This window comes from Terriglobia bacterium (assembly GCA_035712365.1).
Taxonomy (GTDB): domain Bacteria; phylum Acidobacteriota; class Terriglobia; order UBA7540; family UBA7540; genus SCRD01.
The window spans coordinates 36,223-44,236 of record DASTAW010000024.1; the positions used below are offsets into that span (position 1 = coordinate 36,223).

6 protein-coding genes are annotated in these 8,014 nt (G+C 59.1%); all 6 read left to right on the forward strand.

The window, feature by feature from the left end; genetic code table 11:
• Positions 1-83 precede the first annotated feature (83 nt).
• Positions 84-1,265 (forward strand): carboxypeptidase-like regulatory domain-containing protein, encoded by a 1,182-nt coding sequence (locus VFQ24_06940; protein ID HET9178078.1) that lies wholly within the window; start codon positions 84-86, stop codon positions 1,263-1,265.
• Between the two features lie 167 nt (positions 1,266-1,432).
• Positions 1,433-3,262: a glycosyltransferase gene (locus tag VFQ24_06945; GenBank protein HET9178079.1), complete on the forward strand. Its 1,830-nt coding sequence runs from the start codon at positions 1,433-1,435 to the stop codon at positions 3,260-3,262.
• A complete protein-coding gene (locus VFQ24_06950; protein ID HET9178080.1) occupies positions 3,262-4,332 on the forward strand; it encodes a glycosyltransferase family A protein in 1,071 nt (356 codons plus the stop codon). Before VFQ24_06945 ends, VFQ24_06950 begins: the two co-directional genes overlap by 1 nt.
• Before the next feature lie 82 nt (positions 4,333-4,414).
• Positions 4,415-5,476, forward strand: coding sequence for a glycosyltransferase (locus VFQ24_06955; protein ID HET9178081.1), 1,062 nt, complete (start codon positions 4,415-4,417; stop codon positions 5,474-5,476).
• Positions 5,477-5,616: 140 nt separating this feature from the next.
• On the forward strand, positions 5,617-7,299 hold the full coding sequence (locus tag VFQ24_06960; GenBank protein ID HET9178082.1) for a hypothetical protein: 1,683 nt from the start codon (positions 5,617-5,619) through the stop codon (positions 7,297-7,299).
• A 124-nt stretch (positions 7,300-7,423) separates the two neighbouring features.
• A partial coding sequence (locus VFQ24_06965) for a sodium:solute symporter (GenBank protein HET9178083.1) occupies positions 7,424-8,014 on the forward strand: 591 nt, incomplete at its 3' end.

Genomic DNA, 8,014 nt, shown 5'->3' on the forward strand with positions numbered 1-8,014 from the left:
CGGCCCTCGGAATGACAGGCGAGGAGGTTTCAGCGTTCCGCAAAGCGGCCGGGCAGGCCGTGAATTCGAGTAAAATACAACCTGTGAATCGCTCTCGTGCCTTTACGGCAATCCTCTTATTCACTTTAGGCGCGGTGTCCGGCCGCGCTGAGGACCTCAAGCTACTGGTCTCGGTCGAGCAACAGAGCATCGTTGTGGCCAATCCGGTGCGAGCCACTTTGCATTTCCACAATTCGGGCAGTCAGGCGCTCTGGCTTTACCGGCCGGTGGTCAGCGAAATTCCAGGTGACCGCCTCGGCTCGGTTGCGCCCCGGCCAGAAGGGCTCCGTCCGGGAGAGACTTGGGGCGGGTCGCGGCTTGAAGTCCACCTCGTGCCACAAAGCGGGCCGGCCCAGGGAAGCAACCAAACCGCAGCGGCGGGCAGCGGGTTCGCCCTGGCCCCTGACGCTCTGCCCCATCCCAGACTGGTGCGCCTGGCGCCGGGAGGAGACTACGAAGAAAAAGTCGGCATCCATATTGAGCCCGCCGAGACTAAGGCAGGAGCGGGCAATCAGCCGGTCTGGGGACCGTATCAATTTTCAGTGGTCTATTCCGCGGACTACTCGAACGCAGACTCATTGGCCCGCAATATCGGCGTCAACCTCTGGCATGGCCAGGCAAGCAGCAACACGGTAACTCTGGAGCTGCGGCCGCCGGCGGGCAAGGGATCGATCGAGGGAACGGCGGTTGACTCCTTCCAGCGTCCTTATGGCGACGCGCTGGTGACTCTGAGCGACGACAACGAAAACTCGCTCGATCAAGCCTTCACGGATGGCCAAGGCCGCTTCTCGTTCACTCACCTGTCGCCAGGCAGCTACTGGCTGGCGGTTCGCGCGCCCGCCTCTGAGCACGATACATCCGTATTTCGCCGCGTCGAAGTGGACGAGAGTGGTTCGCCCGCTGCGGCGGACATCATGATGCTGCCGCTCGATCCCAACAAACCTGATCGCCTTCTGCACAAGCCGGTGCTATACCACATTGTCGATAGCCAGGATCATCCTCTGGCAAATGGCAGGATTGAAGTTTTGTATTCGGCCGGAAACGTGGTGGAAAACCAGAAGGCGCAAACGGGGGACGACGGGTTTGCGACCCTCAGCTTGATTCCCGGAACAATTTATGTGACGCTCCAGACGGCAGGATGCAAAAAAGAAGAGCGGCAGGCCGACGTGGCGCCCGGGCCCGGAGTGGACGGATTCAAATTCTCTTATGACTGCTCCGGCAATTGAGGGTCTCAGGCTAGAATCCGCACGGAATCTGGTTTTGGCTTGCTGAGAAGCAGATTCCTCGGGCCGGAAGAGCACCGGCCCTCGGAATGACAACGTACGACGCCACACAAGCGCGTGCGTGAGCTTCCGCCGCAATTGATACTTTCATGCAGGGTGGTCTTTAACCTGTGAAATGCAGCGTGATCATTCCCACCCGGCATCGGGCCGGCCCACTGCGCGAAACACTGGGTCCGCTCTGCCGGCAAACGGACAAGGAATTCGAGGTCATCGTGGTTGTGGACGGCGAGGACCCGGAAACCCGCGCGATGGCTGATGGTTACAAGGCAACCTTCCCCCTGCGCTGGATTTTTGTGTCCGAACACCAGGGCCAGGCTTCGGCCCGGAATGCAGGCGCAGGCGAGGCAGAATCCGAAATCCTGATTTTTCTCGACGATGACACTCAGCCCGTCCCTGATTGGGCCCGCCACCACCTGAAGCATCACCGTGCCAACACTGCCGCGAGCGAGATTGGCGTACTGGGGAAAGTGGCCGACCTCCATGCCAACCCGCCGCGCTCACGCACGGAGCAGTATCTGCGCGAGTGGCGCAATCCCGTCCTAGCAGAATTCGAAGGCTGCCTGAAAAACCAGTCGCTCGAGTTCGGCAAAGTCGCGGCCTTCGGTCTCAACACCTCAATTTCGCGCAGGCTGTTTTTCGCCGTCGGCGGTTTCGATCCGAAGCTGAGCTCGCTTGACGAGGATACGGATTTCGGGGCCCGCCTGTACAACCACGGCGTCCGGTTCATATTTGAGCCCGAAGCGCTCGTGATTCACCACGATACAAAGGACGCCGTCGCGCAGCACTATGCCATCCTGCGGAGTGCCGGAAAGCTGGACGTTTATCGCAGGCGCGAAAAGAAGCAGTGCAACGGACGGCTCCAACTGCTGGCCCAGATGCACTGCGGCAGCCCTTTACGCAAGCTGGTCCACCGCGCGGCTTGGCATTTTCCGTGGGCGTTCCAACTGGCGGATGCACTCGCCAGGAAGACTACCGACCTCACCGGCTCCAGGCGCAGCTTTCGCCTTTGGCGCCGCGCGACTGCGGCGGAGTATTGGAAGGGCCTTCGCGCGGCGGGAGAAACCATCGATTCCCTGCGCGATTTATACCCTCCGCGAACGCCGATCCTGATGTTGCACAGCGTCTCCGCGCCAACCGAACGGCGCCTGAAATCGCTGTATATTTCGCCCGGGCGCTTCGCACGGTTTATGGAGTGGCTGAAAGAGTCAGGTTACACCTCCGCCTTCCCCACTGACTGGGATAAACGCACGGCCGACAGGCGGCGCGTGATTCTGACCTTCGATGACGCCTATGATGACTTCATGAGCAACGCTTTCCCCGTTCTCGTCCGCCTGGGTTTTACGGCAACGGTTTTTGTGGTGGTTGACCGCATTGGAAAAACGAATGAGTGGGATGAATCGAGGGGCTTCCAGTCGCGGCGGCTGCTCTCGCTCGACCAGGTCCGCGAACTGCACCGCCTTGGAGTGCAGTTCGGGTCGCACACGCTGACGCACGCCTGGCTCACCAGCGCATCTGACCATGATCTCGAGCGAGAAGTGGGAGATTCGAAGCGCAAACTGGAAGACCTGCTGGGTGCGGAGGTGTCATCCTTTGCCTATCCCTGGGGCGTTGCCGACATGCGCGTCCGCGGCGCCGTGGCGCGTGCCGGGTATAAGACGGCGCTGACGACACAGGAAGGTCTGAACTGGTCGGAAGATCCGCTGGCGCTGAAGCGGACCAATGTGGCCGAAGTTGACACGCTGCCGGAATTCGCCTTCAAACTGGCAACCGGCAGGGATGTGCGCCAGATGGCCAAAGCATACCTGGTGAAAAAAGGGCTCTACCGCAGGCCAGAACAGACCGAGCGGGACAAAGCGGCCAGCCGTCACGGCGATGAGGCAAAAGCATCGGAGGATTCCGCCGGCGTCGTGATGCCACGAGCCTCAGGCCCCGGACGTTGATGCTGGCTGACGAGGAAATGGTGAGCGGGCGCGGGTGGAACGCAAAGGCGGAGCCGTCACAGGCTGGCATGAAATTCACGGTGGTTGTCACAACGTACAATTACGCTCACCTGCTGCCCGACGCGCTGCGCGCGCTTGCCGCGCAGACACTGCCGGATTTTGAACTGCTGATCATTGACGACGGCTCGACCGACAATACCGAAGAAGTGGTGGAGCGGTTTCTCCCTCAATTTCAGGATTGCCGCTATTTGAAAAAGCCCAACGGCGGCCCGGCAGATGCCAGAAACTTTGGCGTGCAGCAAGCGCAGGGCACGCATATTGCTTTTCTCGATGCTGATGATCTGTGGTCGCCGTTGTATCTTCAGACTGTTCGAGACAGGCTTATTAAAAGCCCGCAAACCGACATGGCGCTCTCAAATGGCCTGCGCATCCGCTACGACGGCGCCGTTCTTGGCCCCGTTTTCCCCCCGGGAATCGAAGTCTCCGAAGGCCCGGTGAACGCCGCGAAGGTCCTTCTTTTCCTCTGCACCCACTTCCTGCCTTCCGGAATGGTGATCCGGAAATCACTTTATGACCGCATTGGCCCGTTCGACACGCGGTTTGATCAGGACCGGCTGGGAGACGACGTTGACTGGTTTATCCGGGCTGTCATCAGTGGCGCTTTTTGTCTGCCCATCTACCAGAAACTTTTTCTCTACCGAATCCACGGCCGCAACTTGACGGCCAACCCGGCGAACTTTCTTGAACCGTGGCTAAGGATCTATACCGAACGCATAGATCGCGGACCCCTTGGCCCGGCGTATGGAGTCGCAGCCAGAAGCTTTACACGCGAATATGTTCTGCGACTCGTGGCGAATTACCCGCTGGAGGCAGGCCGCTCGATGATTGCACGGACCCTTGAGACCCTGCGCGGCGACTTCATCCTCCGCTGTGCTTACTTCTTCACATATTTCGGATTGACCTATGCTTTGGGGCTGCTGAAATGGGCAAAACGCATGACGCGCAAGCGCCGCGCCGCGCAGCGGGTTGATCTGACTGCGCCGCCTGAAATAATCTTTCAGAGTCTATGAAGAGCTGCAATGCCTTCGTTTACTGCGGCGGCCGTTCACCGGGATTGCCTGAACAGCACAAGTTTTTGCCGGTTCGACCGATATGAAACTGTCAGTGGTGGTCTGCACCTACAACTACGGGCACCTTCTGCCGGACACATTGCGGACGCTTGCCGCGCAGACCGCGCCTGACTTTGAACTCGTGATCATTGACGACGGATCGACGGACAACACCGAAGAGGTGGCGGAACAGTTTCGCCCGCAATTTCAGGCCTTCCGCTATTTGAAGAAAACTCACTCAGGCCCCGCCGACAGCAGGAACGCCGGCGTGCGCACCGCCCGGGGCACGCACATCGCCTTTCTTGACGCGGACGATCTGTGGTCGCCGCACTATCTGTGCGAGATTGGCAAGGTCCTCAGCGCCCATCCGCAGGCAGACCTGATTCTGTGCGAGGGGATTATTGTCCGTAGCGAGAACGGGATGATCACGGAGGCCGTCTTGCATCGAGGCCTGCCTGCGCTGTGCGGGTTTGCCCGTTCGCCCGGCGAAGTCTTTGGCATTGTTCAGGCATTCTCGCCCTCGGGCATGGTGTTCTCACGGGACCTCTACAACCGTGCCGGCCCTTTCGATGTGGAGACCTTCGGATGGTTCTCCGAAGACATCGACTGGGTGTTCCGGGCGCTCGAGGCGGGAGCATTTTGCGTCTGCCTGAAACAGAGGCTTTACCTTTACCGGCGCCACGGCGGGAATCTGACTGAAAAGGCCAGTGACTCTTTCCGTTCGTGGCTGGCGCTGTATTCCGGAACGCTGAAACAAAGCCGGAAGGATCCGCGAATCGAGGCGCTGGCGCGAAGGGCGATCAGGTCACGGGCGTTGCGCTTTCTGCCGACGTGTTCAACTTCCGAAGGCAGACTTCTGCTGAAGCGCGCAATCGAGACGCTGGATGGCGAACCCTTGATCACGCTCTATTACTTCGGGACTTATCTGGGACTGGTCAGCTTGCTGAAAATTCTCAAGCAGTTCAGGCAGCTCTTGCGCGGCGCATTTCGAAAGAAACTCGCGATTGATCTGATCTCGCCTTCCGAATCGGTTTTTACGGCGGTGAATGATCGGTTGGTGAAACCAGCCGCCGAGGGAAGAACTTCAGGCCGCCAGCCCGCATGACGGCTTCGCTTTGGAGCTTGATCGCACACGCTCGCATCCATTAGAATCTCGTAGTCCGCGTGGCGGCTTGCGCGGCGGTCACAAGTGTGCAGTTTCTTCGGGCGAATGGCTTGCTGACGTCGTTGGGTTAATAGCTCCCTATGGATCCTTTCAACGAAGACCATCCTTTTCTGCTAACCGGCGTCATTCTGTTCGGCGGTTATATTTTTCTCTACCTCAGCCTCTTTTCATTGCCGGCGACCCCTTTTCGCTTTGTCGGGGGCGACGCGCCAACCTATCTGTTAAACGCCAGCCGCATGCTGCGCGGGGAGGTGATTTACCGCGATTTCTTCCAGTTTACCCCGCCGGCGACCGAGGTATTTTACTTTCTACTGTTCAAAATCGCCGGTATCCGGGCGTGGATTCCCAACGTGGTCCTGATTGGACTAGGGCTCGGCATTGCATGGCTGTTAATCGTAATCTCGAAGCAGGTTATTCACGGCTGGGCAGCTTATTTACCGGCTGCGCTCTTCCTTGTGGTCCCATTTCGCAGCCAGCTCGACCCCACGCACCATTGGTTCAGCCTTCTGTTTGTGATGGCGGCACTCGCTCTGCTCGTGGAACATGCCTCTGCGCTGCGGCTGGTGGGCGCCGGAGCGCTCTGCGGAGTGGCGATGTGCTTTACGCAGTCAACCGGACTGCCGGGGGAGATTGGCCTCGCTCTGTTTTTGCTGTGGGCGGCATGGACACACCAGATGGACTGGGCGAGTTTTCGCAGGGCCCAATCGTATATCTGGGTTCCTTTTTGGACCGTGGTTGTTGTGTTCAATGCTTACTTCATTATCCGCGCGGGACTTTCGACTTTCGTGCATGACACCATCGTGTTTGGCTTTCGATACTGGCCTTATGGTCAATGGAACACGTTTCACGCCTACATGACCGATATGCCAACCTTTCATCCCTGGTACCGATTGCCGGCGCTCGCCATCTGGGCTTCCGTTTATCTGCTGGCGCCGCTCATTTACATTCTGTTGTTCGTGCGGTACAAGGACGAGAAAGACGAGAGGCCTTCGGAGCCCTGGGACCGGCTGGTACTGATCGCCATCATGGGGGCGATGCTGTTCCTCGGCGTGGCAGCCGCCCCCACATGGCTGCGGTTGTGCGTTGCGGCCCCTCCCGGGATTATTCTTTTCGTCTGGTTCCTCAGCTCGCGCGGACGCTTTATTTCCATCCGCACCGGGGCCGCCTGGGTCATCGTCCTGGCGCTTGCCCTCGGTGAGGTTGGTGAACGATGGGCGGTACCTCATCAAGTGGTCAGGTTGCCCATTGGCCAAATGGCGGTGTTCAATCCTGTCCAGTACCAGGAAATCAGCTTCCTGCTTGACCACACAAAACCGGGCGATTACTTCTTCGGAAGCCCGGAACTCACTTATCTGCTCGATCTGCGCAATCCCTCGCCCGTCCCCAGCGTGACCCCATCCGACTATACCCGCCCCGAGCAGGTCGAGGAAACTCTAGCCGCCCTCAAGAAACATCCGGTGAAATATGTTTATTGGGAGTCCATTTTCGACATGCCACCCGAGGCCGGCGGAGGAGCCAATCACCTGCGCCCTCTGCGCGAATATCTGGCATCGAACTATCTGATTGTCAGGACCGTTGAAGGCGACGACTTTGCCCGCAGTTTCTGGGAAAAAGTCGGCATGTCGGCTCCGAGTCCACTTCGACGCCGCATCGCGTCCCCGCCTCCCGCACCAGCCGGAGAAGCTCCAGGAGGCACGGGCAGCAACGGCGGGTCGCAAGCCCCCCAGGCGCCTCCTCTTGACACCCCGGCACAAGCTCCTTAGACTCGCCGTGTCTTCTGCATCTCTGTCTCTGTTTGTGCCGATCTTTCCGGCGGACCCATGTTTGACGCCCAAAAGGAGGAGCGCGCTGCGGGCAGCCGATCAATTCACAATCAGCGAGGCGTGATTGGCATTCAGTTGGATCGACCTGGTGGTTGTCGTCGTTTACCTGGCAGCAGTCACGCTGCTGGGCGCCCGTTTCGGCAAGCGCCAGAAGACGCTGCACGATTACTTCCTGGGCGGGCGACAGCTTCCGTGGTGGGCGATTGCCCTGTCCGTTGTTTCCGCCGAGACCAGCATCCTCACCATCATCAGCACTCCTGGGATCGCCTATACCGGCGACATGGGTTTTCTCCAGCTCGTCTTTGGCTACGTCGTGGCGCGGGTGGTCGTCAGCTTTATTCTGATTCCGAAATACTTCGCAGGCGAGCTTTTCACCGCTTATCAGTTGATCGAGCGCCGCTTTGGGCGCGGGCTCAAGGTCTTCACCGCTGGACTGTTTCTTGGCAGCCGTGCGCTTGCGGAAGGCGTCAGGGTCTTTGCGATCTCAATCGTTATCGAAGTGATTTTCAGGACCGGGGTCCTGACCGCCGTCCTGATTATCACCGCGCTGACGCTGTTTTACACATTCAAAGGCGGGCTGACGGCGGTTATCTGGACCGATGTTACGCAGCTTTCCATCTATATTGCCGGAACTGTCATTGCTCTGCTGCTGGCC